General features: G+C 66.2%; 25 protein-coding genes and 1 tRNA gene. 7 read left to right on the plus strand and 19 right to left on the minus strand.

Annotation, left to right across the window (positions count from 1 at the left end):
* The 6 genes from B0W80_RS00710 to B0W80_RS00735 are packed head-to-tail and all read right to left on the minus strand — an operon-like array spanning position 1 to position 5,364.
* On the minus strand, positions 1-1,152 hold the full coding sequence (locus B0W80_RS00710) for a PilT/PilU family type 4a pilus ATPase (protein WP_076997171.1): 1,152 nt from the start codon (positions 1,150-1,152) through the stop codon (positions 1-3).
* Between the two features lie 53 nt (positions 1,153-1,205).
* Positions 1,206-2,030, minus strand: a complete 825-nt coding sequence (dapD, locus tag B0W80_RS00715) for a 2,3,4,5-tetrahydropyridine-2,6-dicarboxylate N-succinyltransferase (RefSeq protein WP_076997172.1) — start codon at positions 2,028-2,030, stop codon at positions 1,206-1,208.
* Positions 2,027-3,238 carry a succinyldiaminopimelate transaminase gene (gene dapC / locus B0W80_RS00720; protein WP_076997173.1) on the minus strand — a complete coding sequence of 404 codons (1,212 nt, stop codon included), beginning with the start codon at positions 3,236-3,238 and terminating at the stop codon, positions 2,027-2,029. Before dapC ends, dapD begins: the two co-directional genes overlap by 4 nt.
* Before the next feature lie 25 nt (positions 3,239-3,263).
* Positions 3,264-4,610 (minus strand): amino-acid N-acetyltransferase, encoded by a 1,347-nt coding sequence (gene argA / locus B0W80_RS00725; RefSeq protein WP_076997174.1) that lies wholly within the window; start codon positions 4,608-4,610, stop codon positions 3,264-3,266.
* Positions 4,611-4,620: 10 nt separating this feature from the next.
* Positions 4,621-5,028, minus strand: coding sequence for a PIN domain-containing protein (locus B0W80_RS00730; protein ID WP_076997175.1), 408 nt, complete (start codon positions 5,026-5,028; stop codon positions 4,621-4,623).
* 3 nt (positions 5,029-5,031) lie between these two features.
* Positions 5,032-5,364 carry a DUF6364 family protein gene (locus B0W80_RS00735; protein ID WP_076997176.1) on the minus strand — a complete coding sequence of 111 codons (333 nt, stop codon included), beginning with the start codon at positions 5,362-5,364 and terminating at the stop codon, positions 5,032-5,034.
* Positions 5,365-5,441: 77 nt separating this feature from the next.
* Between B0W80_RS00735 and hrpA the strand changes: the two genes are divergently transcribed.
* Positions 5,442-9,302 (plus strand): ATP-dependent RNA helicase HrpA, encoded by a 3,861-nt coding sequence (hrpA, locus tag B0W80_RS00740; RefSeq protein ID WP_256856432.1) that lies wholly within the window; start codon positions 5,442-5,444, stop codon positions 9,300-9,302.
* Positions 9,303-9,382: 80 nt separating this feature from the next.
* Here the strand turns inward: hrpA and B0W80_RS00745 are convergent, their stop codons facing one another.
* The 6 genes from B0W80_RS00745 to lptF form a co-directional block, all read right to left on the minus strand.
* Positions 9,383-9,538 (minus strand): DUF3309 family protein, encoded by a 156-nt coding sequence (locus B0W80_RS00745; protein ID WP_076997178.1) that lies wholly within the window; start codon positions 9,536-9,538, stop codon positions 9,383-9,385.
* A gap of 160 nt (positions 9,539-9,698) precedes the next feature.
* Positions 9,699-10,865, minus strand: a complete 1,167-nt coding sequence (locus B0W80_RS00750; RefSeq protein ID WP_076997179.1) for a pyridoxal phosphate-dependent aminotransferase — start codon at positions 10,863-10,865, stop codon at positions 9,699-9,701.
* Entirely contained in the window at positions 10,862-11,803 is a 942-nt protein-coding gene (locus B0W80_RS00755) for a CysB family HTH-type transcriptional regulator (protein WP_076997180.1), read from the minus strand. The genes B0W80_RS00750 and B0W80_RS00755 overlap by 4 nt, the downstream gene beginning before the upstream one ends.
* A gap of 63 nt (positions 11,804-11,866) precedes the next feature.
* Entirely contained in the window at positions 11,867-12,250 is a 384-nt protein-coding gene (locus B0W80_RS00760; protein ID WP_076997181.1) for a sirohydrochlorin chelatase, read from the minus strand.
* Between the two features lie 7 nt (positions 12,251-12,257).
* Positions 12,258-13,364 (minus strand): LPS export ABC transporter permease LptG, encoded by a 1,107-nt coding sequence (gene lptG / locus B0W80_RS00765; RefSeq protein ID WP_076997182.1) that lies wholly within the window; start codon positions 13,362-13,364, stop codon positions 12,258-12,260.
* Positions 13,361-14,470: an LPS export ABC transporter permease LptF gene (lptF, locus tag B0W80_RS00770; RefSeq protein WP_076997183.1), complete on the minus strand. Its 1,110-nt coding sequence runs from the start codon at positions 14,468-14,470 to the stop codon at positions 13,361-13,363. Before lptF ends, lptG begins: the two co-directional genes overlap by 4 nt.
* Positions 14,471-14,491: 21 nt before the next feature.
* Between lptF and B0W80_RS00775 the strand changes: the two genes are divergently transcribed.
* The 4 genes from B0W80_RS00775 to B0W80_RS00790 all read left to right on the plus strand — a co-directional run bounded on the left by B0W80_RS00775 (position 14,492) and on the right by B0W80_RS00790 (position 18,171).
* Positions 14,492-15,994 carry a leucyl aminopeptidase gene (locus B0W80_RS00775; protein ID WP_076997184.1) on the plus strand — a complete coding sequence of 501 codons (1,503 nt, stop codon included), beginning with the start codon at positions 14,492-14,494 and terminating at the stop codon, positions 15,992-15,994.
* A 4-nt stretch (positions 15,995-15,998) separates the two neighbouring features.
* Entirely contained in the window at positions 15,999-16,436 is a 438-nt protein-coding gene (locus tag B0W80_RS00780; RefSeq protein ID WP_076997185.1) for a DNA polymerase III subunit chi, read from the plus strand.
* On the plus strand, positions 16,436-16,816 hold the full coding sequence (locus B0W80_RS00785) for a hypothetical protein (protein ID WP_076997186.1): 381 nt from the start codon (positions 16,436-16,438) through the stop codon (positions 16,814-16,816). Before B0W80_RS00780 ends, B0W80_RS00785 begins: the two co-directional genes overlap by 1 nt.
* Before the next feature lie 137 nt (positions 16,817-16,953).
* A complete protein-coding gene (locus B0W80_RS00790) occupies positions 16,954-18,171 on the plus strand; it encodes a branched-chain amino acid ABC transporter substrate-binding protein (RefSeq protein WP_076997187.1) in 1,218 nt (405 codons plus the stop codon).
* Between the two features lie 87 nt (positions 18,172-18,258).
* Here B0W80_RS00790 and B0W80_RS00795 read toward each other — a convergent pair whose 3' ends face one another.
* The 4 genes from B0W80_RS00795 to B0W80_RS00810 form a co-directional block, all read right to left on the minus strand.
* A complete protein-coding gene (locus B0W80_RS00795; RefSeq protein WP_076997248.1) occupies positions 18,259-18,639 on the minus strand; it encodes a response regulator in 381 nt (126 codons plus the stop codon).
* Between the two features lie 193 nt (positions 18,640-18,832).
* Positions 18,833-18,923 (minus strand) — tRNA-Ser (locus B0W80_RS00800).
* Between the two features lie 58 nt (positions 18,924-18,981).
* Positions 18,982-19,911: an SPFH domain-containing protein gene (locus B0W80_RS00805; RefSeq protein ID WP_076997188.1), complete on the minus strand. Its 930-nt coding sequence runs from the start codon at positions 19,909-19,911 to the stop codon at positions 18,982-18,984.
* 39 nt (positions 19,912-19,950) lie between these two features.
* A complete protein-coding gene (locus tag B0W80_RS00810) occupies positions 19,951-20,376 on the minus strand; it encodes an NfeD family protein (protein WP_076997189.1) in 426 nt (141 codons plus the stop codon).
* A gap of 118 nt (positions 20,377-20,494) precedes the next feature.
* Here B0W80_RS00810 and B0W80_RS00815 point away from each other — a divergent pair, with 118 nt between their 5' ends.
* Positions 20,495-22,789, plus strand: a complete 2,295-nt coding sequence (locus B0W80_RS00815) for an arginine/lysine/ornithine decarboxylase (RefSeq protein WP_076997190.1) — start codon at positions 20,495-20,497, stop codon at positions 22,787-22,789.
* A gap of 1 nt (position 22,790) precedes the next feature.
* On the opposite strand, the gene B0W80_RS00820 is transcribed toward B0W80_RS00815, so the two are convergent.
* Positions 22,791-23,660, minus strand: coding sequence for an EamA family transporter (locus tag B0W80_RS00820; protein ID WP_256856433.1), 870 nt, complete (start codon positions 23,658-23,660; stop codon positions 22,791-22,793).
* 249 nt (positions 23,661-23,909) lie between these two features.
* On the opposite strand from B0W80_RS00820, the gene B0W80_RS00825 reads away from it, so the two are divergent.
* Complete coding sequence (locus B0W80_RS00825) at positions 23,910-24,467, plus strand: fasciclin domain-containing protein (protein ID WP_076997192.1); 558 nt, start codon at positions 23,910-23,912, stop codon at positions 24,465-24,467.
* Positions 24,468-24,488: 21 nt separating this feature from the next.
* Here the strand turns inward: B0W80_RS00825 and B0W80_RS00830 are convergent, their stop codons facing one another.
* Both B0W80_RS00830 and fabI read right to left on the minus strand, forming a co-directional pair.
* The gene (locus B0W80_RS00830; RefSeq protein ID WP_076997193.1) at positions 24,489-25,343 is read right to left on the minus strand and encodes a DNA ligase; all 855 of its coding nucleotides are present in this window, start codon (positions 25,341-25,343) and stop codon (positions 24,489-24,491) included.
* Positions 25,344-25,411: 68 nt separating this feature from the next.
* Positions 25,412-26,194 (minus strand): enoyl-ACP reductase FabI, encoded by a 783-nt coding sequence (gene fabI, locus B0W80_RS00835; protein WP_076997194.1) that lies wholly within the window; start codon positions 26,192-26,194, stop codon positions 25,412-25,414.
* Positions 26,195-26,196: the final 2 nt, after the last annotated feature.

The raw sequence follows: 26,196 nt of genomic DNA on the forward strand, positions 1-26,196 counted from the left end.
CTAATGTCGGACGTCGAGCGTGATGTCCGTGAAGGAGGGTTCGTCGGGCTGATCGAGCAGGGCGCGCTCGTCCTTGCGCGGCGGTGGTGCGGCGTTGCGATTCTGCAGGCGCCACATGAGATTGGTCGGCGAGTCGGCCTGCGACAAGCCTTCGTCGCGGGTGACGCGGTCTTCGATGACGAGGCGGGCGATGTCTTCTTCGAAGGTCTGCGAGCCTTCGGCCATCGACTGTTCCATCGCTTCCTTGACGCCCGAGAAGTCGCCCTTGCCGATCAGTTCGGCCACCAGCGCGGTGTTGAGCATCACCTCGAGCGCCGGCACGCGGGTGCCGATGGGCGTGCGCAGCAGGCGCTGGGCGATGATGGCGCGCAGCGCACCGCTCAGGTCGTTGAGGAGGGTGGGGCGCACCTCGACCGGATAGAAGCTCAGGATGCGATTGAGTGCGCGATAGCTGTTGTTGGCATGCAGCGTGGCCACGCACAGGTGGCCCGATTGGGCGTAGGCGATGGCGGCCGTCATGGTTTCGCGGTCGCGGATCTCGCCGATCTGGATCACGTCGGGCGCCTGGCGCAGCGCGTTCTTCAGCGCGATCTGCAGCGACTGCGTGTCGCTGCCCACGTCGCGCTGGTTCACCATCGACTTCTTGTTGGTGAACACGAATTCGATGGGCTCTTCGACCGTGAGGATGTGGCCGGTGGCGTTCTCGTTGCGGTAGTCCAGCATCGAGGCCAGCGTGGTGCTCTTGCCGGCGCCGGTGGAGCCCACCATGAGGATCAGCCCGCGCTTTTCCATCACCAGGGTCTTCAGGATGTCGGGCAGGCTGAGTTCGTCGAAAGACGGAATGACCGAGGCGATGTGCCGCACCACCACCGCATAGCTGCCGCGTTGCCGCATGGCGCTGACGCGGAAATTGCCCGCGCTTTCGAGCGCGACGGCCATGTTGAGCTCGCCGGTGCGCTGCAATTCGGCGATGCGTTCTTCCGACACCACTTCGGCCAGCAGGGCCAGCGGAGCCTCGGCCGGCAGCACTTGCGCGTTGATCGGCACGCAGTTGCCGTTGATGCGGATCAGCGCCGGGGAGTTGGCCGACAGGTAGATGTCGGATGCCTTGCGCTCTGCCATCAGGCGAAGAATTCTCTCCATCGTCTTCATCGGCTCACTCCTCCAGCGTTGTTGTAAAAGCGGTCGTCGGCCGGCGCAGTGGATCAGTCGCGCAGCAGGTCGTTCAGCGAGGTCTTGGCACGCGTCTGCGCGTCCACGCGCTTGACGATGATCGCGGCGTACAGGCTGTACTTGCCGTTGTCCTTGGGCAGGGTGCCGCTGATGACCACCGAGCCGGCCGGCACGCGGCCGTAGCTCACCTCGCCGGTGGCGCGGTCGTAGATGGGCGTGCTCTGGCCGATGTACACGCCCATCGACAGCACGGAGTTCTCTTCGACCACCACGCCCTCGACCACTTCGGAGCGGGCGCCGATGAAGCAGTTGTCTTCGATGATGGTGGGTCCGGCTTGCAGGGGCTCGAGCACCCCGCCGATGCCGACGCCGCCGGACAGGTGGACGTTGGCGCCGATCTGGGCGCAGGAGCCGACGGTGGCCCAGGTGTCGACCATGGTGCCTTCGCCCACGTACGCACCGATGTTGACGTAGGAAGGCATCAGGATCGCGCCCTTGGCGATGTAGCTGCCGCGGCGTGCGACGGCCGGCGGCACGATGCGCACGCCGGCGTCCTTGAGTTCGTTGGCCGACAGGTGCGAGAACTTGGTCGGCACCTTGTCGTAGAAGCCCAGTGCGCCGGCCTGCATCTGCTCGTTGTCGCGCAGGCGGAAGGACAGCAGCACCGCCTTCTTGATCCACTGGTGCACGGTCCATTGGCCCACGGCCTCGCGGGTGGCGACGCGCAGATGGCCGTTGTTGAGCTCGGCTATCACATGCTCGACGGCGTCGCGCACCTCTTTCGGGGCGCTGGTGGCGGAGATGTTGGCGCGGTCTTCCCACGCGGCGTCGATGGTCTGCTGGAGTTGCTGGGTCATGAATGAGCTCGGTTCTGGATGAAGTTCACGATGCGCTGTGCGGCCTCGGTGCACTCGGCGGTGTCGGCGACCAGCGCCATGCGGATGCGCCCGCGGCCCGGGTTGGTGCCGCCGGCGTCGCGCGCGAGGTAGCTGCCGGGCAGCACGGTGACATTGTATTGAGCGTAGAGCTCGCGGGCGAAGGCCTGGTCGTCGCCCTGCCAGGCGGCCGGCACGCCTGCCCACAGGTAGAAACTGGCATCGGGCAGGCGCACGTCGAGCACCTGCTCGAGCACCGGCGTGACGGCGGCGAACTTGGCGCGGTACTGTGCGCGGTTGTCGACCACGTGCGCTTCGTCGCCCCAGGCCGCGATGCTGGCGGCGGCCACGGCGCCGCTCATCGCGCTGCCGTGGTAGGTGCGATAGAGCAGAAACGACTTGATGATCGACGCATCGCCCGCCACGAAGCCGCTGCGCAAGCCGGGCACGTTGCTGCGCTTCGACAGCGAGGTGAGTGCGATCAGCTTGCGGAAGTCGCCGCGGCCCAGTGCGGCTGCGGCTTGCAGGCCTCCGAGCGGCGGCTCGTCGCGGAAGTAGATTTCGCTGTAGCACTCGTCGGCCGCGATCACGAAGCCGTGGCGGTCCGACAGCGCGAAGAGCTTCTTCCACTCGTCGAGTGGCATGACGGCACCCGTGGGATTGCCGGGCGAGCAGACGAAGACCAGCTGTGTCCGCTCCCACACGTCGCCGGGCACGCTGTCCCAGTCCACCGCGAAGTTGCGCGCCGGCACGCTCGGCACGTAGTAAGGCTCCGCGCCCGAGAGCAGAGCGGCGCCCTCGTAGATTTGATAGAAGGGATTGGGGGACAGCACCACCGGGGCGGGCGACTTCGACGGATCGATGACCGTTTGTGCCAGGGCGAACAATGCCTCGCGCGAACCATTGACCGGCAGCACCTGGGTGGCAGGGTCGAGTTCGAGCGCGTAGCGGCGCTGCAGCCAGCCGGTGAAGGACTGCCGCAGTTTCAGGTCACCGGCGGTGGCCGGATACGCGGAGAGTTGCCCGAGGCCAGCCGTCAGCGCTTCCTTGATGAAAGCAGGGGTCGGATGCTTGGGCTCGCCGATGCCCAGGCTGATCGGCGCGAAGGCCGGGTTCGGCGTGACCTCGGCGAACAGGCGGCGCAGGCGCTCGAAAGGATACGGTTGCAGCTTGGAGAGCAGGGGATTCATGTCGTCGATGTCGCGTCGTCGATGTTCAAAGCTTCTTCACCAGCACCTGGCTCTTGCGGTCCCAGTTGTACTTGCGCTTGCGCGCTTCGGGCAGCCACTCGGGGTTGACCTGCTGGAAGCCGCGCTTGAGGAACCAGTGCATGGTGCGGGTGGTGAGCACGAAGATGCTGTCCAGGCCGCTGGCCTTGGCACGATGTTCGATGCGCTTGAGGATGCGCTCGCCGTCGCCTTGCGACTGCGATTGCGGCGACACGGTCAAGGCCGCCATCTCCGCGGTCTTCGCTTCCGGGTAGGGGTACAAGGCGGCGCAGCCGAAGATCACGCCGTCGTGTTCGATCACGCTGTACTGGCCGATGTCGCGCTCGATCTCGGTGCGGCTGCGCTTGACCAGCGTTCCGTCGCGCTCGAAGGGCTCGATCAGCTGCAGGATGCCGCCGATGTCGTCGGCCGTCGCCTCGCGCAGCGATTCGAGCTTTTCGTCGATCACCATGGTGCCGATGCCGTCATGCACGTACACCTCCAGCAGCAGCGAGCCGTCGACCGCGAAGGGAATGATGTGGTTGCGCTCCACGCCGGCCTCACAGGCCTTCACGCAGTGCTGAAGGTAGAAAGCGGTGTCGCTCGGGCGCTGCGCGGGCGAAAGCGAGGCCAGCAGCTTGCGCGCGCTGTCGAGCGGAAGCTCGGTGTCGATCGGGTTGTCTTCGCCGACCGGGATCGTCGGATCTTGCGCGATGCCCGGCACCTCGGTCAGAAAGATCAGCTTGTCGGCCTGGATCGAGATCGCCACGCTGGTCGCTACCTCTTCCATCGTCAGGTTGAACGCCTCGCCGGTCGGTGAGAAGCCGAAGGGCGACATCAGCACCATCGCGCCGAATTCGAGGCCGCGGCGGATGCCCGCGGCATCGACCTTGCGCACCAGGCCGGAATGCTGGAAATCGACGCCGTCCACCACGCCCACGGGACGCGCGGTGATGAAGTTGCCGGAGATCATGCGCACGGTCGATCCGGCCATCGGCGTGTTCGGCAGGCCCTGGCTGAAGGCCGCCTCGATCTCGTAGCGGAGCTGGCCGGCGGCCTCTTGCGCGCAGTCGAGCGCCACTTCGTCGGTGATGCGGATGCCGTGCGAGTACTTCGCTTCGTGGCCCTTGGCGCGCAGTTGCTCGTTGACCTGTGGGCGGAAGCCGTGCACCAGCACCACCTTGACGCCCATGCTCTGGATGAGCGCCAGGTCTTGCGCGATGCTCGGCAGCTTGCCGGCGGCGATGGCTTCGCCGGCCATGGCGACCACGAAGGTCTTGCCACGGTGCATGTGGATGTAGGGCGCCACCGAGCGGAACCACGGGACGAAAGTGAAATTGAAGACGGTGGACATAACCGGCGTGTCAGGAAAAGGGGTTCACGAGCTTCAGCGGCCCGAATTCGCGGCCGTGCTGCAGATCTTCGCTGTACAGAATGTCGGCGCCACTGCGGATGGCGGCCTGCACGATCATCGCATCGAAGATCGACAGGCCATGTTCCACGGCCGTGGCGGTGGCGGACTGGCACAGCTTCAGGTCGCTGTCGACCACGGGCCAGAGCGTGTAGGCCTGCACCAGTTCCGCCGCGATGGCCTCGGGGATTTTCTGCTTGCGGGTGAGCACGCTGAAAAGCTCGATCAGCACTTGCGTGCTCACCATGCCGGCATTGCCGGCGCTGGCAGAGGCGACCAGCTCGCGTGCACGTGCCTGCTTGGCCGCATCGCGGGGGTCGACGCAGTAGACGAGGACGTTGGTGTCGAAGAACGCCGGCATCGATCAGCGGGGCGCTCGTGAAGTCGCGGTGTGATCGCGGTCGTGGTCGCGGTCACGGCTGCGGAAGTTGCCGTCGTACAGCTCGTCGCGCAGGGGGCGGCGCTGTGCATCCGCGTCTGCCGTCTGGGGCGCCGCGTGCGTCGCGGCGTTGTCGATGGCGGCCATCAATCTGGCAGTGGCTTCGTCGCGCTGCTTTTGCCGCGTGTCGTCGCTTTCATTGACGTACTGCAGCAAGAACTCTCGCACCTTGGCGCTCAACGAGGTGCCCTGCTGGATGGCGCGAACGCGAGCCTGCTTGATGAGTTCGTCGTCGACGGAAATGGTGAGATTGGACATGGCGCACTCCTGGCGGCCATCTTACACAGAAACACGTGAACCTGTGAACCAGTGAGCGCTGCTGCATAATGCCAGCCGTGATCGAGTCCCCAGCACAACCGCGCCTTTCCATCGAGTTCCCCGAGTCCTTGCCGGTGTCGGCGCGGCGCGACGAGATCATGGAGGCCATCGCCGCCCACCAGGTCGTCATCGTCTGCGGCGAGACCGGCTCGGGCAAGACGACCCAGTTGCCCAAGATCGCACTGGCCCTGGGCCGCGGCAAGCTCAATGCACCGCCGGGGCGCGGCCGGCTCATTGGCCATACGCAGCCGCGCCGCATCGCCGCCAGTTCGGTCGCCAAGCGCATCGCGGAGGAACTAAAGACACCTCTGGGCGATGTGGTCGGCTACAAGGTGCGCTTTCAAGACCGCCTGTCGCGCGACGCTTCGGTCAAGCTGATGACCGACGGCATCCTGTTGGCCGAGACGCAGACCGATCCGCTGCTGAAGGCCTACGACACGCTGATCATCGACGAGGCGCACGAGCGCTCGCTCAACATCGACTTCCTGCTGGGCTACCTGCGCGAGATCTTGCCGCGGCGACCCGATCTGAAGGTGATCGTGACCTCGGCCACGATCGACGCGGAGCGTTTCGCGCAGCATTTCGCCTCTGCGAAGGGCCCTGCGCCGACGATCTATGTCTCGGGCCGGATGTACCCGGTCGAGCAGCGCTACCGCCCCTTCGAGGAGTCGCGCGACCACGACCTGAACGATGCCATCGCCGATGCGGTCGACGAACTCTGGCGCGATCCGCGCGATGCCGGCGACATCCTGGTCTTCCTGCCCGGCGAGCGCGAGATCCGCGAGGCGGCCGACCATCTGCGCAAGCACCTGAGCCACCAGCCACTGCTGCGCAACGCCGAGGTGCTGCCGCTCTTCGCGCGCCTGTCGCAGGCCGAGCAAGACCGCATCTTCGACAGCCACAGCGGCCGCCGCATCGTGCTGGCGACCAATGTCGCCGAGACCTCGCTGACCGTGCCCGGCATCCGCAACGTGATCGACGTGGGCACGGCGCGCGTCAAGCGCTACAGCTTCCGCAGCAAGGTCGAGCAGCTTCTGGTCGAGCCGATCAGCCAGGCTGCGGCCAATCAACGGGCGGGCCGTTGCGGGCGCGTCGCCAACGGCATCTGCATCCGGCTGTACGACGAGAAGGACTTCCTGAGCCGCCCGCGCTTCACCGACCCGGAAATCCTGCGCTCTTCGCTGGCCGGGGTCATCCTGCGCATGAAGTCGCTGCACCTGGGCGACGTGGAGCGCTTTCCGTTTCTGGAGGCGCCACAGCGGCGTGCGATCGCCGACGGCTACCAGCTGCTCAACGAACTGGGCGCTGTCGACGATGCGAACGAGCTCACCCCCATGGGGCAGGAGCTGGCCAAGCTGCCGCTCGACCCGCGGGTCGGCCGCATGATCCTGGAGGCGCGCACGCGCGGTGCGCTCGAGGAAGTTCTGGTGATCGCCAGTGCCCTGTCGGTGCAGGACGTGCGCGACCGGCCGCTCGAGGCGCAGCAGCAGGCCGACCAGGCGCATGCCAAGTTCGACGACGAGAAGAGCGAGTTCAGCGGCTATCTGCGCTTGTGGCAGTGGATTCGCGATGCACGCGGCGGCCACGGCGATACCCACAAACTCAGCAACCGCCAATACGAGCAGCTGTTGCGCCAGAACTTCATCAACATCCGCCGCGTGCGCGAGTGGCGCGACATCCATTCGCAGCTGTTGACGGTGGTGACCGAACACAAGTGGCGCATCAACAGCGCGCCCGCGGGCTACGAGAGCCTGCACCTGTCGATGCTTTCCGGCCTGCTCGGCAACGTGGGCTGGAAGATGGAAGAGGAAGAGGCGTACCTGGGTGCGCGCGGCATCAAGTTCCATCGCCATCCGGGCGCGCATCTCAAGAAGAAGCCCGGGCGCTGGATCGTCTGTGCCGAGCTGGTGGAAACCACACGTCTCTTCGGCCGCGGCATCGCCAACATCGAGCCGCAGTGGCTCGAACAGGTGGCGGCCCACCTGCTCAAGAAGCAGCTGCTCGACCCGCATTGGGAGAAGAAGGGCGCGCAGGTGATGGCGATGGAGCGTGCCACGCTGTACGGGCTCGTGGTGTACAGCGGGCGCCGTGTGGATTTCGGCCGGATCGATCCGGTCGCTGCGCGCGAGATCTTCATTCGCGAGGCGCTGGTCGGCGGGCAATGGGAAACCCGGCTGCCGTTCCTGGCGGCCAACCGAAAGCTGGTGCGCGAAGTCGAAGGCCTGGAGCACAAGTCGCGCCGGCAGGACGTGCTGGTCGACGAGGAGCTGATCTACGCCTTCTACGACGCGCAGCTGCCGCCTGACGTGGCGAGCGGCCATGCCTTCGAAAGCTGGTACCGCCAGGCCTCGAAGGACGCACCGAGGCTGCTGTACCTGGCGCGCGAGGAGCTGATGCGGCACCAGGCGGCCGGCATCACGACGCAGTCGTTTCCGCCCACCTTGCGCCTCGGCGGCGTGGACTGCGCGGCCACCTACCTGCACGAGCCCGGCGATCCCAAGGACGGCCTGACCGTGTCCGTACCGCTCTTCGTGTTGAACCAGGTGAGCGAAGAGCGCTGTGAATGGCTGGTCGCCGGCATGCTCAAGGACAAGGTGCAGGCGCTGCTCAAGAGCCTGCCGCAGCGGCCGCGCTCCCGCTTCGTGCCCTTGCCCGAGTCGGCCGCGCGCCTGGCCGCCGAGCTGTCGCTGCCCGAGCGATTCGGTCAAGGGTCATTGACCGAGGTGCTGCTCAAGCGCGTGCGCGACGAAACCAGCCTGGACGTGAAGCGCACCGACTTCAAGCTCGACATGCTGCCTCCGCACCTGTTCATGAACCTGCGCGTGGTGGACGAACACGGCCGCCAATTGGGCATGGGCCGCAACCTCGGCGCGCTGAAATCCGAACTGGGGTCTCAGGCACGTGGCGCCTTCCAGGCGCTGGCGGGTTTGCAGGTGCGCGCCGGCGTCGAGACGGCGCCGGCCGGAGCGACGCGTGACGCGCCGCGGCCGGCCATCAAGGCAGCAGACACGCCCGCCGCACTTCCCGCCGGACAGCGCTACACCGATTGGAGCTTCGGTGAACTGCCGGAGCTGATGGAGGTCCGTCGCGGTGCGCAGTCGCTGATCGGATTCCCGGCGCTGGTCGATGCCGGCGACGCGGTCACCATCGAAGTTTTCGACGAGCCTGCCGTGGCCGCCGCCAAGCACCGTGCCGGCTTGCGCCGGCTGCTTGCGCTGCAGCTCAAGGATGCGCTCAAGTACCTCGAAAAGAACATCCCCGATCTGCAGAAGATGGCGGTTGCCTACATGCCGCTGGGCACTGCCGAGGAACTGCGCGCGCAGGTTGTGGAGGTTGCTCTTGACCGCGCCTTTCTGCAGGAGCCCCTGCCCACCGATCGGGCGGCTTTCGAGCGCCGGGTGGACGAAGGCCGCGGCCGCCTGACCCTGATCGCCAACGAGGTCGCGCGGCTCGCCGGCAGCGTTCTTGCCGAATACGTGCTGGCCGCACGCAAGATCAAGGACACCAAGATCCAGCCCGACGCGACGGCCGACGCGGCACAGCAACTGCAGCGGCTGGTAGGCAAGCGCTTCGTCGCCGACACGCCATGGCCGCGGCTGGCGCACTTCGCGCGCTACCTCAAGGCCATCGTGCTGCGCCTCGACAAGCTGCGTGCCGACCCTGCCCGCGACAGTCAGCGCCTCGCGGAACTACGGCCGCAGGAGCAGCGCTACTGGCGCCTGGTGGCCGAACGGAAGGGTGCGGTCGACGAACGAATGGAAGAGCTGCGCTGGCTGCTCGAAGAATTGCGCGTGAGCTTCTTCGCGCAGGAGCTGCGCACGCCGCAACCGGTGAGCACCAAGCGGCTCGACAAGCTGTGGGCTCAACTGCACGGGTGAGGCATCGCCAGCCGAACGAAGCGGCCGGACGAAGAAAAGTCCACCTCGGTGGACTTTTCTTCAATGGTCGATCGCTTGCGCTATATGCGTCCCATGAGCAGCAGGACGACCACGACCAACACGACCAGTCCCAGGCCGCCGCTCGGGCCATAGCCCCAGCTGCGGCTGTAGCCCCAGCTCGGCAGGGCGCCGACCAGCAGCAGAATCAAGACGACCAGCAGGATTGTCGAGAGCATGGAGTTTCTCCTTGGCTATTTGTGTACCGAAGCCTTGATGGTCCGCGGCGCTGCGGCGCCGGAGCGCCGGAACGCGCGCCCTCCGGCGGTCAGGACTCTCCTACCGTTTGTGTCAGAAGGTACGCGGAGGGCGCGGGCCCGGCTTCGCCGCGTCGAGGCGTCAGAGCTTGGCCAGCCGGTCGAGCGCGCTGCGCAGGGTGTCGTCCTTCTTGGCGAAGCAGAAGCGCACCACCCGCTGGTCGAAGCCTTCGGCGTAGAAGGCCGACAGCGGTATTGCCGCCACGCCGATTTCGCTGGTGAGCCACTGGCAGAACTCGGCTTCGCCCAGGTCGCTGACCTCGCGGATGTCCACGCACTGAAAGTAGGTGCCGGCGCTCGGCAACAGCTTGAAGCGCGTCTTGGCCAGGCCCTCGGCGAACAGGTCGCGCTTGCGCTGGTAGAAGGCCGGTAGCTCCAGATACGGCGCCGGATCGGCCATGTAGCGTGCCAGCGCGTGCTGCATGGGCGTGTTCACGGTGAACACATTGAACTGGTGCACCTTGCGGAATTCGGCGCTCAGCGCGGCCGGCGCAGCCACGTAGCCCACCTTCCACCCGGTCACGTGGTACGTCTTGCCGAAGCTGCTGACGATGAAGCTGCGCGCCGCCAGGCCCGGAAAACGCGCGGCGCTCTGGTGAATCGCGCCGTCGAAGACCATGTGCTCGTAGACCTCGTCGCTGATCACCAGCACGTCGGTCGGCGCGAGCAACTCGTCGAGGCGGCGCATCTCGGCCTCGGTCCACACCGTGGCGCTCGGGTTGTGGGGCGTGTTGACGATGATGGCGCGCGTGCGCGGCGTGATCGCGGCGGCGATCTTGTCGAAGTCGGGCCTGAAGCTGCCCGGCGTGAGCGGCACGCGCACCACGGTGCCGCCGGCCAGTTCGACGTTGGGCGCGTAGCTGTCGTAGCAGGGCTCGAGCACGATCACCTCGTCGCCCGCGCGTACCACGGCGAGGATTGCGGTGATGATGCCCTGCGTCGCGCCGGCGGTGACGGTGATCTCGTTGGCCGGGTCGTAGCGGCGGCCGTACAGCGCCTGCATCTTCCCGGCGATCGCTTCGCGCAGCGGCAGGATGCCCGGCATGGGCGGGTACTGGTTGTGGCCGGCGGCCATGGCCGCCGTCACCGCCTCCAGCAGCTTCGGGTCGCAGTCGAAATCCGGAAAACCCTGGCCCAGGTTCACCGCGTTCTTCTCGACGGCCAGCGCCGACATCACGGTGAAGATGGTGGTGCCGACGGTCGGCAGCTTGGTTTGCAACGCCGGGGTACGTGCGACGGGCGAGTTCACAGTTCGTAGTCCTCGTTGTGACCGGCCAACGCCTTGGCGATCAGGTTGCGATCGAGCCGGTCGGACAGCAGCTCGGCGAATTTGAAGACGAAGTTGCGCAGGTAGGCGCTGCGCTTGAAGGCGACCCGCGCGATGTTCGAACCGAACACGTGGCCCATGGGGCGTACCACCAGGTCGGCATTGGAGTCGTCGCGCACGGCCATTTCGGCCACGATGCCCACACCCAGGCCGAGACGCACGTAGGTCTTGATCACATCGGAGTCGATCGCCTCGAGCGCGATGCGCGGCGACAGCTTCTTCTGCGCGAACGCGTGGTCGATGCGCGTACGGCCGGTGAACGACGGGTGGTAGGTGATGATCGGCTCGGCCGCGAGGTCTTCGAGATGGATGCGTTCCTTGTCCGCCAGGGGATGCGACTTCGGCAGCACCAGAACGTGCTGCCATTCGTAGCAGGGCAGGGTGACGAGCTCCGAGTAGTCGGCCAACGACTCGGTGGCGATGCCGATTTCGGCGATTTCGTCGATCACCATGCGCGCCACCTGGTCGGGCGAGCCTTGGTGCAGGCTGACGTTGACCTTGGGATACGCCTCGCGCAACTTGGCCACGGGCACCGGCAGCACGTAGCGCGCCTGCGTGTGCGTGGTGGCGATCGACAGCGTGCCGCTGTCTTGCGCGCTGAACTGCTCGCCGATGCGCTTGAGGTTGCCCACCTCGCGCATGATCAGTTCGATGCTGGCCAGCACGTGATGGCCCGGCTCCGTCACCCGCTTCAGCCGCTTGCCGTGCCGCGCGAAAATCTCGACGCCCAGTTCTTCTTCGAGCTCGATGATCGCCTTCGAGACGCCCGGCTGGGACGTGTGGAGCGCCTTGGCCGCCTCGGTCAGGTTGAGGTTGCGCCGCACCGCTTCCTGAACGAACTTGAACTGGTGAAGATTCATAACAAATTCCGTCTTATTTCGGAATTCATTATGCCTTCGATGTCTATCGAAAACACCGGAAGTTCAGTATTTCAGCGCCAGGCGGGCCAGCAGGTCGACGACTTGTGGCTCCTCGCCCACGGCCCGAGCGAGGGTGATGGCGACGTGCGGATGCGCCAGGCGCGATGCGTCGAGTAGCCGTGGCAGGTCTTCGCGCAGATGTTTGCCCACACCCAGAAACAGCGGCAGCACGTGGATGGCTGCGGCCCCGGCGGACACCAGTTCGGCCGCCGCGCCTTCGAGGTCCGGTTGCGACAGCTCGATGTAGGCGCAACGCACCAGAACCGCCGGCGCGAGCTCGGCGACGCGTTGCGCCACCGCCTCGACCGGTGCCCGCCAGCGCGGGTCGCGCGAGCCGTGTGCGAGCAGGACGATGCCCGTGGTGCTGGGTGCCGCGCCTGTCGCCATCGCGCCGCTACCGCCGCAGCACCAGCCAGGTGAAGGCCGCGAGCGACATCACCGAATAGATCAACCCTGGCGCCGCGGCCGTGATCCAGGGCCACCAGTTGCTCAGATTGCCCAGGTAGCCGAACACGTTGTTCAGCAGGAAGAAGCTGATGCCGATCATCACGCCGCCGAAGACGTAGGCCGTGATGCCTGCCTGCCGGAAGTGCAGGTAGGCGAAGGGCAGGGCCAGCACCACCATCACCAGGCAGGAGAGCGGGTAGAACACCTTGCGCCAGAACTCGATCTCGTAGCGCTGCGCGGTCTGGCCGTTGGCATCGAGATGCTGGATGTACTCGAAGAGATCGATGGTGCGCATGCGGTCCGGCCGCAGCAGCGCCACCGACACCATCTCGTTGGTGAGCGAACTGGGCCACTTCAGCACCGGCACCTTGGTGGTGGTGATGCGCACCTTGTCGGCGGTGCCGGTGTCGTAGTGCTGCTGCTCGACGCCGACGAGCAGCCAGGCGCCGTTCGTCACGTGCCCCTGGCCGGCGAATATCTGAGAGACCAGTAGGCCCCGCGCGTCGAATTCGAAGATGCGCGGATCGCGCAGCGTGCCGTTGCGCGCGATCGACGCCACGTTCACGGCGTACGACTTGTCGCCTTGCTTCTCGCGCAGCCACGCGCCGGTGTACCCGACCATCGAGTAGGTGCCCTGATAACGCGACTTCAACAACTGCGCGGCCCGGTCGGAAGCGGGCGAAAGGTAGTCGCCCACGGCAAAGGTCAGGACCACGAAGCCCAGCCCCAGCACCAGCAGCGTGCGCAGCGCGCGCCAGGGCCCGAGCCCGCTGGTGCGCAGGATCGTGTATTCCGAACTCTGGGCCAGCCGCGCCATCACGAAGATGGTGCCGATCAGCACGGTGATCGGCAGCAACTCGTAGAGATGGCTCGGTATCAGCAGCGCGACGAACATCAGCGCCTGGACTGCGCCGTAGTTCAACGTGCCGGGCTGGCCGATGGACTGCAGTTCGTCGACGAAGTCGAAGAAGAAGAACAGGCTGAGAAAGCCGAGCGTGACGAAGGCGACGGCCTTCAACACCTCGACATAGATCAATCGGCGAATGGTTTTCACGTCGGGGTGCGCGCCGGGGAACGCGGTCGCGCCACGATCGATCGCCAGTGCCAGTTGAAATGCCGCTTGGCGAGCCAGAGCAAGGCGAGCACGAAGGCGCCGCCGTGCAGCGCCAGCATGAAGCCGCCTGCGCTGTAGCGGCCCATGCCGACCCAGTTCTGCCCGAGGTTGAGCAGGTTGTAGTAAAGGACGAAGGCGCACAGCGCGAGCAGCAGGTTGCCGCTGCGGCCCACGCGCGGGTTGGCGCTCGACACACCGAGCGCCAGCAGCACGAAGTTGATGGCCGCCAGCACCATGCCGAGGCGCCACGCCAGTTCTCCGCGGTTGCTCGCGCTGGGCTCGCGCAGCAGTGCCAGCGTGGTACGGGCGCGCACGGGTGCCGCGTTGCCGGTGGCGTCGATGTCGCTGCCGGCCTTGGCGCCGTAGGTCTTGAATTCGCTGATCTTGACCTCGCCGGGGACCAGCGGGCGCTCGAGCCGCTGGCCGTTGCTCAGCATCAGGTAGCGCGTGTCGCCGATGCTTTCGATGCGGCCGCTCTGCGCCGACGTGACGATCTGCCGGTTGCGCTCGATGGACGAGATGAACACGTTGTTGGCCGTGGCGCTGTCGGGCGAGTCCTTGTCGATGAAGAACACGCGCAGGCGGCCTGCCGATTCGCGGAACTCGCCGGGGGCGACGCGCTCGATGTCGCTGCGGCGCTGGTACTGCTCACGCATGCCCTGGGTCTGCGAGTTCGCCCAAGGCCAGCCGACCAGAGCGAACACGGCGACCAGCAGCAGAATGGGCCACGCGAAGCGGAATAGTGGCGGCGCGAAGTCGGCCAGGCCGCGGCCGCTGGCGAACCAGATCACCATCTCGCTGTCGCGGTACATGCGCGACAGCGTGCCGACGATGGCCACGAACAGGCTCAGGCTCAGGATGGTGGGCATGTAGCCCAGCACCGTATAGGTCATCACCAGGAAGACCTCGGATGGATTGACGCTGCCCTTGGCAGCAAGGCCGAGCGTGCGGATCAGCATCATGGTCATCACGATGGTGATCAGCACCACCAGCGTGGCCCCGAAGCTGCGCGACAGCTCCTTGCGTATGGAGGAATGGAATAACATCGTCTGGGGAAAAAAAGGATTATGGACTTTCAACTCAAGACCCTCTCCACCGCCCAGGCTGCCACCGAAAAATGCGACGTGCTGATCGTGCTCGTCGCCGCAGGCAACCTCTCTTCCAAAGACCCTCTCGCAAGCCTCGTCGCCGATGCCCGCAAGGCCGGCGACCTGAGCGACAAGGCCGGCAAGTCGCTGGCCCTGTACCGGCCCGCCGGCATCGTCGCCCCGCGGCTGCTGCTGGTGTCGGTCGGCGACGGCAAGCCCGGTTCGGTGCGCAGCGGCGTGCTGGCGGCGGTGTCGGCGTCGCGCTCGTCGGAGCCCAAGCGCATCGCGATCGTCTTCGCGCAAGCCACCGATGCGCACGGTGTACGCAGCGCGCTGGGTGCTGCGGCCGATGCGAGCTACGTGTACACCACCACCAAATCGAAGGCCGAGCCGCGTTCGATCCGGCAGGTGGTGCTGGGCGTGGCCGATTCGGGCGCGCTGCGCGACGCGTTCGACGAGGCCGTCGCCACGGTCGCGGGTGTCGAACTGGCGAAGGAATGGGCCAATCGCCCCGGCAACCATTGCACCCCGACCATGCTGGCCGAAGCGGCGCGCGAACTCGGCGCATTGCCGGGCATCAAGTGCGAAGTGCTGGGCCCCAAGGAGATCGAGAAGCTGGGCATGGGCGCCTTCCGTGCCGTTGCGCAAGGCTCGGCCGAGCCGCTGCGCTTCGTCGTGCTGCGCTACCAGGGCGCTGCCAAGGAGCAGGCGCCCGTCGTGCTGGTGGGCAAGGGCATCACCTTCGACACCGGGGGCGTGTCGCTCAAGCCCGCGGCCGAAATGGACGAAATGAAGTTCGACATGTGCGGCGCCGCCAGCGTGCTGGGCGTGTTCCGCGCCCTCGGCGACATCCGGCCCGCGCTCAACGTCGTGGGGCTCATCCCGACCTGCGAAAACATGAACGACGGGCGTGCCATCAAGCCCGGCGACGTCATCACGAGCATGAGCGGCCAGACCATCGAGATCCTCAACACCGATGCCGAGGGGCGGCTCATCCTGTGCGACGCGCTGAGCTACGCGAAGCGTTTCAATCCTGCCGCGGTGGTCGACATCGCCACGCTGACCGGCGCCTGCGTGGTCGCCTTGGGCGGCGTGCGCAGCGGCCTGTTCTCGAGCGACGACGCACTGGCCGATGCGCTGCTCGCAGCCGGTGAGGCGTCGCAAGATCGCTGCTGGCGCATGCCGCTCGACGACGACTACGCCGAGGGCCTCAAGACGAACTTCGCCGACGTGGCCAACGTGGCGGGTCGCGCCGGCGGCGCGGTGACCGCGGCCAAGTTCCTGCAGCGCTTCGCGGGCGACTTCCCCTGGGCCCACCTCGACATCGCGGGCACCGCCTGGAAGGGCGGCTCGGCCAAGGGCGCGACCGGCCGCCCGGTCGGCTTGCTGCTGTCCTTTCTGCTGGCGCGGGTGGGCGAGGGCGCGGCCGATGCGACGCCGCGCAAGGGCCGCAAGCCATCCAAAGCCCGGCAGGCGGCATGACGAGATGACTGGCATCGACTTCCACTTCAACACGCCCGACAAGATCGGCTACGCCTGCCGACTGTTGCGGAAGGCGGTCGGCGCCCGCGGTGCGCGCGTGGTGGTGGTGGCCGATGCGGAGACGCTCGAAGCGGTCGACCAGGCCCTCTGGACCTTCGCGCCTACCGAGTTCATCGCCCACTGCCGCGGCGACGGCGAGCCGGGCCAGCTCTCGCGCTCGCCGGTGGTGCTGAGCGAGCGCGGCGACGCGGTACTGCCCCATCGCCAGGTCCTCGTGAACCTGGGCATCGAGGTGCCCGCAGGCTTCGAGCGCTTCGAGCGCCTGATCGATGTGGTGAGCTCCGACGATGCCGACCGCCAGTTTGGGCGCCGGCGCTGGCGCCACTATGCCGACCGGGGCTATGCGATCCAGCGCCACGACTTCGCGGGGAGCGGCGCCTGATGTCCGAACGCAAGCCGCCGCGTTTCGTACCCACGCTCACTGCGGTGCTGGAGGAGCAGCCCGGTCAAGTGCCGGAAGCCGCGCCGGAAGCGCCTGCGGCAGACCTGTCGCACGCCGTCGCGCTCAGCCCCCAGGCTTTGCTGGACGACGAGTCCTTCGGCCTCGAGGAGCAGCTTCTGCACCGGGTGCTGCAGCGCATCGACCTGTCGCTCGAAGAGCGACTGACCGACGCGGTGTCAGCCGCTGTTCAGCAACAGCTCGACAACATGATCCCCAAACTGCGCGTCGAAATCGAGCAGGCGTTGCGCGCGTTGATCAGCGAGGCATTGGCGCGGGAGCTTTCGGACAACACAGGGTCAACGCCAGCTTTTCGCCCGTAAACCTTGGGCTACACTGCGCGCCAGGTCGCAAGCGCGGGAGCGCTCGGGGCCTGCGGCGCGGAACTTGCTGAGGGTTTGCACGCAGGGCCAATGGCCGTATTTCTTTACCCTTATCCACCAATACCTGGAGGTACCTCATGCAATTGAAATGGACTGCAGTCGCGCTGGCAGCGCTCACGCTCGCGGCTTGTGGCAAGAAGGAAGAGGCAGCGCCTGCTGCACCCGCGCCGGCTGCCCCGACCGCAGCGGCGCCCGCACCTGCCGCACCTCCGGCCGATGCATTGGTGGTCAAGATCGGTCACGTCGGCCCCACCAGCGGCGCCATCGCCCACCTGGGCAAGGACAACGAACTCGGTGCCCGCATGGCCATCGAGGACCTCAACGCCAAGGGCGTGAAGATCGGTGACAAGGTCGCCAAGTTCGAACTGCTCGCAGAAGACGATGCGGCCGATCCGAAGCAGGGCACCGCGGTGGCCCAGAAGCTGGTCGACAGCAAGGTCAACGGCGTGGTCGGTCACCTGAACTCGGGCACCACCATCCCCGCCTCCAAGCTCTACAGCGACGCCGGCATTCCGCAGGTTTCGCCTTCGGCAACCAACCCCAAGTACACCCGGCAAGGTTTCAAGACCACCTTCCGCGTGGTGGCTGACGACACGCAGCTCGGCGGCACGCTGGGCAAGTACGCGGTCGACACGCTCAAGGGCAAGAACATCGCCGTGATCGACGACCGCACGGCCTACGGCCAGGGCGTCGCCGAAGAGTTCGAGAAGGCTGTGAAGGCCGCCGGCGGCACCATCGTCGGCCACGAGTTCACCACCGACAAGTCGACCGACTTCAACGCCATCCTGACCAAGCTCAAGGGCGCCAAGCCCGACGTGCTGTTCTTCGGTGGCATGGACGCCGTGGGCGGCCCGATGCTCAAGCAGGTCAAGCAACTCGGCCTGAACGTCAAGTTCATGGGTGGCGACGGCTTGTGCACCGGCGAACTGGCCAAGCTGGCCGGCGATGCCATCGGCGAAGAGATGGTCGTGTGCGCGGAAGCGGGTGGCGTCGAAGGCGACTTCAAGCAGCCGCTGGAAGACTTCAAGACCAAGTTCAAGGCCAAGAACAACGTCGAGGTGCAGATCTATGCGCCTTACGTCTACGACGCGGTCAACGTGCTGGCCGAAGCCATGGTCAAGGCGGGCTCGATCGAGCCCGAGAAGTACCTGCCCGAACTCGGCAAGATCCAGTACAAGGGCGTGACCGGACCGATCGCCTTCGACGAGAAGGGCGACATCAAGAACGGTGCGCTGACGATCTACACGTACAAGGGTGGTGCCCGTACGCAGATCGCCGTGGTGCGCGGAAGCTGATCCCGCGCAGGTCGAACGACCCGCAACGACAAAGGGCCCCTTCAGAGGGGCCCTTTTTTATTGGTCAGAGCGCTTCGTGCGCTCCGGTCATTGCGTGGTGCGGCTCGCGTCGTTGCAGTAGTCGAAGAAGGCTTCGAGTTCCCTGGACTTGTCGAACACCGCGTCCGCGCCCAGTGCGGTGCAACGCGCCCGGATGTCGGCGTTGACGTAGTTGCTCAGCACCACAGCACGCTGGTTCGGCCTGCGTTGCTTGCAGGTTCGCAGCACGCCGAGGCCTGAACCCTGCTTGAGGAACACGTCGACCACCACGAGCTGCCATTCGCCGGCATGGGCCGCGAGCCAGGTGGATGCTTCCGACTCGCTCTCCGCGCAACCGATCACGCGTGCGCCCACCAGGTCTTCGAGAGCGGGGATCAGGTTGTCGCGGATCGTCTTGTTGTCCTCGACCAGAAACGTGGATAGCGCCATGGGTTGGAGCAGCGTAACTCTGGCACGTCGGCCGGCAATGGCGTCAGCGGCGCGCGGCAGCGTAGGAAAAAGCCGGTCGATCGACGCGGCATGCCGGTAGCGTGCTGCCGCGTCATGACCGTCGATGACGCGTGCGGGCATGAAAAAACCCGTCAAGCAGCGATGCATCGACGGGTTGTTTTGCCAGTTGATCTGGCGGAGCAGGCGGGATTCGAACCCGCGGAGGGCTATTAACCCTCACACGCTTTCCAGGCGTGCGACTTAAACCACTCATCCACCGCTCCGAAGCTCGCGATTGTAGCAGTCGCATTTGCGCGTTCTCGAGCGGGGATGTGGGCGAACTCAAGCCTGGCCCGACGCCTTTCCGGCCTGCACCATGCGCATGGCCGAGGCGATCAGGGCTGCGGTCTCGTTCATGTTGCTCGGCACGATCAAGGTGGTGGTGGCATCGGCCGCAACCTTGCCGTAGGCATCGACCGCGCGCTCGGCGACCTTGAGCTGCACCGCCTGTTCGCCACCGGGTTGCCGGATGGCGGCTGCCACCCGCTCGATGGCGCCGGCCGTCGCTTCGGCCACCGCGGTGATGGCGGCAGCCTCGCCCTGGGCGTTGTTGATCTGGGCCTGCTTCTCGCCTTCGGAGCGGGCGATGAAGGCTTCGCGCTCGCCGGTCGCGATGTTGATCTGCTCCTGGCGCCGCCCTTCCGACGCCGCGATCAGCGCGCGCTTCTCGCGCTCGGCCGTGATCTGGCGCTGCATGGCATGCAGGATCTCCTTGGGCGGCGTCAGGTCCTTGATCTCGTAGCGCAGCACCTTCACGCCCCAGTTGAGCGCTGCTTCGTCGATGGCGGCCACCACCTGTGCGTTGATGATGTCGCGCTCCTCGAAGGTCTTGTCCAGCTCGAGCTTGCCGATCACGCTGCGCAGCGAGGTCTGGGCGAGCTGGGTGACGGCCACGATGTAGTTGGACGAGCCGTAACTCGCACGCATCGGATCGGTCACCTGGAAGTACAGGATGCCATCGACCTGCAGCTGGGTGTTGTCGCGCGTGATGCAGATCTGGCTCGGCACGTCGAGCGGAATTTCCTTCAGGCTGTGCTTGTAGGCCACCTTGTCGATGAAAGGGATCAGGAAGTTGGGCCCCGGCGTCATGGTGCTGTGGTAGCGGCCCAGGCGCTCGCGGACCCAGGCGTTCTGTTGAGGCACGAACTTGACCGACTGGCTGATGACGATGATCGCGATGACCAGGATGACGAGAGGGATGGTGAATTCCATGAAGTTGATTCCTCGTTGTGCTTGTTGCTTCGACGACGGTCAGATCTTGTCGACGACCAGGCGGCTGCCGATGACCTCGGCCACCCGGTGCTCACCCACCGCGGGCGTGGTGCCGGCGCGCGGCACCACGGTCCACTGCGCACCGCGATAGCGGACCGAGGCCGTGCCGTCCGGGTTCCAGGCCTCGACGAACACGCTCTCGCCGATGTCCAGATTGATATCGCGATTGGCCGTGACGGGCGGATCGGCCGGGCGCCGGCGCCGCACGGTGTGCCAGACCAGCACGGCGCCCACCCCGACGACCGCCGCCACGACGAGCTGCGTGCCGAGGCCGGCGCCGGCATGGGCCGCGATGGCTGCCGCCGCGAAGCCAGCGCCCATGAGCAGCAGATACACGGTACCGGAAAGCAGCTCGAGCACGATTGCCGCCCCTGCCGCCAGCCACCAGATGGTGGAACTCGCCATGACTCGACTCCTCTTTGTCTGATTGAACTCATGCCATTCTGTCAAAGCGACAGAAGGTTCATCTGAATTCCGTACACTTCGCGCCTATTTGCCCGTCGCCTCTCCCCGGAGCCGCCTCATGAAATTTCGCTTTCCCATCGTCATCATCGACGAGGACTTCCGCTCCGAGAACACCTCGGGGCTCAGCATCCGTGCCCTGGCCCAGGCCTTCGAGAGCGAGGGGTTCGAAGTGCTCGGCGTCACCAGCTACGGCGACCTGAGCCAGTTCGCCCAGCAGCAAAGCCGGGCCAGCGCGTTCATCCTGTCGATCGACGACGAGGAGTTCACCCCCGGCCCCGACCTCGACCCGGCGGTGCTCAACCTGCGTAACTTCATCGGCGAAGTGCGGCGCAAGAACGCCGACGTGCCGATCTACATCTACGGCGAGACGAAGACCTCGCGTCACCTGCCCAACGACATCCTGCGCGAGCTGCACGGCTTCATCCACATGTTCGAGGACACGCCGGAGTTCGTGGCGCGCCACATCATCCGCGAAGCCAAGTCGTACCTCGAAGGCGTGCAGCCGCCGTTCTTCAAGGCGCTGATCGACTACGCGGAAGACGGTTCGTATTCGTGGCACTGCCCGGGCCATTCCGGCGGCGTCGCCTTCCTGAAGAGCCCGGTGGGCCAGATGTTCCATCAGTTCTTCGGCGAGAACATGCTGCGTGCCGACGTTTGCAATGCGGTGGAGGAACTGGGCCAGCTGCTCGACCATACCGGCCCGGTGGCGGCCAGCGAGCGCAATGCGGCGCGCATCTTCAACGCTGACCATTGCTTCTTCGTGACCAACGGCACCAGCACCAGCAACAAGATGGTGTGGCACCACACGGTGGCGCCCGACGACGTGGTGGTGGTCGACCGCAACTGCCACAAGTCGATCCTGCACGCGATCATCATGACCGGCGCGATTCCGGTGTTCATGAAGCCGACGCGCAACCACTTCGGCATCATCGGCCCGATTCCGCAGAGCGAGTTCGAGCCCGAGGCCATCCAGGCCAAGATCCGCGCCAATCCGCTGCTGTCGCATGTCGATGCCGACAACGTCAAGCCGCGCGTGATGACGCTCACGCAGTCGACCTACGATGGCGTGATCTACAACACCGAGACCATCAAGGGCATGCTCGACGGCTACGTCGACACGTTGCACTTCGACGAGGCCTGGCTGCCCCATGCGGCCTTTCATCCTTTCTATGGCGCATACCATGCGATGGGCAAGCGCCGCGTGCGGCCGAAGGAGTCGCTGGTGTTCGCCACGCAGTCCACGCACAAGCTGCTGGCCGGCATCAGCCAGGCCAGCCACGTGCTGGTGCAGGACTCGCAGAACCGCGCGCTCGACCGCGACCTGTTCAACGAGGCTTACCTGATGCATTCGTCGACCAGCCCGCAGTACGCCATCATCGCCAGCTGCGACGTCGCGGCCGCGATGATGGAGCCGCCTGGCGGCACTGCGCTGGTGGAAGAAAGCATCCTCGAAGCGCTGGACTTCCGCCGCGCCATGCGCAAGGTCGAAGAGGAGTTCGGCGCCGACGAATGGTGGTTCAAGGTCTGGGGTCCCGAGAAACTCGTCGAGGAGGGCATCGGCCGCAGCAGCGACTGGATCATGCAGGGCGAAACCCGCAGCGGCGCGAAGGCGAAGAACGGCGCGCGCAACTGGCACGGCTTCGGCAAGCTGGCCGACGGCTTCAACATGCTCGACCCGATCAAGTCGACCATCGTGACGCCGGGCCTGGATCTCAACGGCAAGTTCGCGCCCACCGGCATTCCGGCAAGCATCGTCACCAAGTTCCTCGCGGAGCACGGCGTGATCGTCGAGAAGACCGGGCTCTACAGCTTCTTCATCATGTTCACCATCGGCATTACCAAGGGCCGCTGGAACACGCTGTTGACGGCGCTGCAGCAGTTCAAGGACGACTACGCCCGCAACCAGCCGATGTGGCGCATCATGCCGGAGTTCTGCCAGGCCCAGCCGGGCTACGAGCGCCTCGGCCTGCGCGACTTGTGCCAGCACGTGCATGCGCTCTATGCGCGCCACGACGTCGCGCGCCTCACCACCGAGATGTACCTGAGCGACCTGACGCCGGCCATGAAGCCCAGCGACGCGTTCGCGCACATCGCGCACCGCAAGACCGAGCGCGTGGAGATCGACAAGCTCGAAGGCCGCATCACGACCAGCCTGATCACGCCGTACCCGCCCGGCATTCCGCTGCTGATCCCGGGCGAGGTGTTCAACAAGCGGATCGTCGACTACCTCAAGTTCGCGCGCGAGTTCAACAAGGAATGTCCGGGCTTCGAGACCGACATCCACGGCCTGGTGGCGCGCGTCGACGAGAAGGGCCGCAAGCGCTACTACGCCGACTGCGTGAAGGCCGGCTGAGTCAGCCGAGCCGGAGAAGCGCGACGCCGCCGACGATGACCAGCGTGCCGGCGGCGCGCTGCCAGCCGAAGGCTTCGCGCAGAAACAGCACGCCGATCACGGCCGCGAACAGCACCGAGGTCTCGCGCAGCGCGGCTACCACGGCCACCGGCGCGCGCGTCATGGCCCACAGCGCGATGCCGTAACTGGCGAGCGACGCGGCGCTGCCGACCAGGGCGATCTTCCATCGCCCCGCCATGTACGTCAGCGCGTCGCGGCGGCGGCCAGGGCGGCGCCACAGCACGAGCAGCAGAAACGGAATGCCATCGAAGAGGAAGAGCGTGGCGACGTAGGCCACGGCATCGCCGGCGATGCGAACGCCGATGCCGTCGACCACGGTGTAGAGCGCGATGATGCCGGCGTTCGCGAGTGCGAAGGCCAGTGCCTTGCCGCGCTGCGCATCGTGGCCATCGCTCAGCGCGGAGCGCGACAACCCGAGCGTCACCACGCCGACGCACAACAGAACGATGCCGGCCCAGGCCGTCGTCGAGATGGCCTCGCCGATGACCACGAGGCTGCCGAGCGCGACCAGCAACGGCGCGCATCCGCGCATCACGGGATAGGTGAGGCTCAGGTCGCCGTGCTTGTAGGCACCGGTGAGGGCGATGTAGTAGCCGATGTGGATCAGCAGCGAGGTCGCCATGTAGGGCCATGCGGCCACCGGCGGCAGCCCCGTGTGCATCAGCAGCGGAATGGCGAGCAGGATGCCGACGCTGTGGACCAGACCGGTGTCGAGTGCCTTGTCTTCCCCCGACTTGATGAGCGCATTCCAGCCGGCGTGCAGCAGCGCGGCGAAGAGCACCGCCAGCACGACGGGACCGCTCAACGCCACGTGCGGCCCGCTGTGCAGCAGGAGTGGTCGACAGGGCGGGGCGGGTGGTTCGGCGGAAGCGGACGCGGAAGCATGCCCGCGATGGTAACGAGGCGCCAAAGCATCGCGATCGCATCGCCATCGCACGCTATGCATCGCATGCGTTCCAAGTGTTGCGACGAATGCGAATCCGATTGCGCGCAGGCGCCGTACTCCTTGCAGCCATCGCCAATCGGGCGACGGTCTCAACCCCCGAAGGAGCATTCCATCATGAGCAGCAAGTTCCACCGTCTCGCATCTTTCACCCTGGCCGTCGCGATGGCTACCGGCGCTGTCGTCGCGACCGCCCAGGTCATGGTCGGCGGCGCGCCGATGTATGCCACCAAGGACATCATCGACAACGCAGTCAACTCGAAGGACCACACGACGCTGGTCGCTGCAGTCAAGGCGGCCGGCCTGGTCGAGACGCTCAAGGGCCCAGGTCCGTTCACCGTCTTCGCGCCGACCAACGCTGCGTTTGCCGCACTGCCCGCGGGCACGGTGGACACGCTGCTGAAGCCCGAGAACAAGGGCAAGCTCACGACGGTGCTGACCTACCACGTCGTGCCGGGCAAACTGGACGCTTCCGCCCTCGGCAGCCAGATCATGGACGGCAAGGGCATGGCCACGCTCAAGACCGCAGCCGGCGGCACCCTCATGGTCAAGCAGAGCGGCGGCAAGATCATGGTCGGCGACGAGAACGGTGGTTGGGCCACTGTGAGCACCGCGGACGTCTACCAGTCCAACGGCGTGATCCACGTCGTCGACAAGGTGCTGCTGCCGAAGTAAGTCGAACCTGGGCGGGGCGCCTCAGGACGAGGCGAGGTCGTCCCGCACGCGCAGAAAGCGTGCGAAGCGCGGCAGGCCGCTGCCCGTGGTGCCGGTGTAGCGATAGCTGACCCAGCTGCCGATGGCCGGAGGATGCGCTCGCTGCGCGTCGCTGAAGCCACCGCCGAGCTTGAAGCGCTTGCCCTCCGGTGTCTCGACGAGCAAGGCGCCCATGCGCTTCGCGTGCCGGCCCTGGCCCGGCAACTGCGCGAGCACGCGCGCATCGGCCTCGTCGAAGGGCTTGACCTTCAACAGGTCGGCGGAGCGCTCTGCACGGTACGTCGACGAGCCCCGGTGCAGCATCAAGCCTTCGCCGCCCATGCGTACCGTCTTGTCGAGCAGGGCCTGCAGGTCTTCGTGCGTGGAGGCGCGCAATTGGGGCACCGCCACCGCCCACGGCGCGGCTGGCGACGGAAGCAGACGGCGCAGGGCCGCAAGGCGCGTCGTGAAGTCGCCTGCCTCTGCCGGCAGGTCGAAGACCATGAAACGGATCTCACGCCAAGCCGTGTCGTCGGGCGTCTGGCTGCGGATGATCGACACCGTCTTGGCGAAGCGGCCGCGCCCGGCCCAGAGCTCACCATCCATCGGCACGTTCGGCAATGTGGCGGTGAACCAGGCCGGTGCCACGACCAGCGCTCCACCTCGTGTCCAGAGCTGCTTGCCGTCCCAATAGCCACGCACGCCGTCGTATTTTTCGCTGACCCAGTAGTCCGCGAGCGGCATGCCACGGCGGTAGACGTCGGCCAGCATCAGCGAAGGTGGTGCCGCCGCGTGGGTGGCCAGCAAAGGTGCCAGCGCGAGAGCTGGCCCCAGGAGCAGGAGCTTTCGACGATCCATGTGTGATTCCCTGTTGACGCTTTTCTTGTTCACTTCCGGCCGGCACGTTGCCGGCCCCGGCGCACCGACTACTCGGCGATGCCGCCGACCACCTGGCTGAATCCGCCGTCCACGTAGGTGATCTCGGCCGTGACGCCGCTGGCCAGGTCGCTCAGCAAAAAGGCGGCGACGTTGCCGACTTCGTCGATGGTCACGTTGCGGCGAATCGGCGAGACCTCGGCCACCACCGAGAGGATCTTGCCGAAGCCCTTGATGCCGCTGGCGGCCAGCGTCTTGATGGGCCCTGCGCTGATGCCGTTGACGCGCATGCCCTTGGGCCCGATCGACTCGGCGAGGTAGCGCACCGAAGCCTCGAGCGAGGCCTTGGCCAGGCCCATCGTGTTGTAGTTGGGCAGGGCGCGGATGGAGCCCAGGTAAGTCAGCGTGAGCAAGGCCGATTTGTCGTTGAGATAGGGCAGGGCAGCCTTCGCCATGGCCGGGAAGCTGTACGCACTGATGTCGTGGGCCACCTTGAAGCCCTCGCGCGACAGGCCGTCGAGGAAGTCTCCGGCGATCGCCTCGCGCGGCGCGAAGCCGATGCTGTGGACGAAGCCGTCGAACTTGGGCCAGGTCTGCGACAGGTCGCCGAAGAGCTTGGCGATCTGCGCGTCGTCGCCGACGTCGCAGTCGAACACCAGCTTGGAGTCGAAGTCGGCGGCGAACTCGGTGATGCGGTCCTTGAAGCGCTCGCCCACGTAGCTGAAGGCGAGTTCGGCGCCCTGCGCGTGGCAGGCCTTGGCGATGCCGTAGGCGATGGAGCGGTTGCTCAGCACGCCGGTGATCAGAAATTTTTTGCCAGAAAGAAAGCCCATGG

The sequence above is a fragment of the Variovorax sp. KK3 genome, from assembly GCF_001984055.1.
In the GTDB taxonomy this organism is placed as follows: domain Bacteria; phylum Pseudomonadota; class Gammaproteobacteria; order Burkholderiales; family Burkholderiaceae_C; genus Variovorax.